This is a genomic window from Streptomyces sp. M2CJ-2, assembly GCF_016757295.1.
Taxonomy (GTDB): Bacteria; Actinomycetota; Actinomycetes; order Streptomycetales; family Streptomycetaceae; genus Streptomyces.
Window position 1 is genome coordinate 1 of sequence record NZ_JAESIF010000258.1, and the last position, 913, is coordinate 913.

General features: G+C 66.9%; 1 protein-coding gene and 1 pseudogene. Both read left to right on the forward strand.

The window, feature by feature from the left end:
• Positions 1-226 (forward strand): annotated as a pseudogene (locus JL475_RS39175) (hypothetical protein); the annotation flags it as partial.
• Positions 227-248: 22 nt separating this feature from the next.
• Positions 249-554 carry a hypothetical protein gene (locus JL475_RS39180; RefSeq protein ID WP_202282953.1) on the forward strand — a complete coding sequence of 102 codons (306 nt, stop codon included), beginning with the start codon at positions 249-251 and terminating at the stop codon, positions 552-554.
• The last annotated feature ends 359 nt before the right edge of the window (positions 555-913 follow it).

Below are 913 nucleotides of genomic sequence, written 5' to 3' on the forward strand. Positions count from 1 at the left end.
CGACACGAGCGACTCCCTCCCCGGCACGATCATCTCCAAGATCATCCCAGGCCGGTCAGCCAACGTGACAACGCCGTGCGCGGTGGTCGAGCTGGACGGGATGGCGCCGGCCTCGCGGGGCGCGGTGTTCGCGGACGGCTGGGATGAGGGCGTGACGGCCGTGAGCGAGGCTCTGGCCCGTATCGCGGACCGGGACGGGTCGTGGCGCGGCGGCCGGGGCCGCTGAACTGGCCGTACATCTCGCGGACGTGAGGCAGCGTGAGCGGGCGGACCGGGTGCGCCTGGAGGCGTACATCCGGGAGACGGTCCTGCCGCGCACCCATCCGCACACCACGGAGCGGCAACGGGTGCTGGAGGCGCTGGGCGAGGCGGGCGGTCTGTGCACGGCACGGACGGTCGAGCTGGGCACCGGCGACGTCATCCTCTGCACCCGCGAGGCCAGGCACTACGACCCGGCCGACAAGCCGTCATGGAAGGACGGAAGGCCCGGCGGCCGGGCCTCACCAACGCGTCGGTCGGAGACGAATCCGCCGTGTACTCGCACCCGCACGTAGCCGTCTGAATAACCGCCGGAGTAAGGCATCAGGGGAGGCATGGAAATGTCTGTGATCCAGCTCAGGGAACATCAGGTCGACCAGAAGGCGGCTTTCCGTAGGTGGGTGGAATTCCCTGCAAGATCATCTGTGCCCCCGGAGGGGCGATCTGCCACCTTCGTGACAGTGCCGCGACCAGGTCATCTACCACACCCTGACAGCCAAACATCCAGGCTTACCACCTCATGACAGTGCCCCACCCATGCTCAACACCCCTACCAGCGAAAAGACCCTGACCTGACACACTGTCAAGCCCCGGGTTTGGTGGACGGTGGGTTAGCTGGTTTTCAGGGTGAGTTCTGGTGCGGGTGATGCAGTGT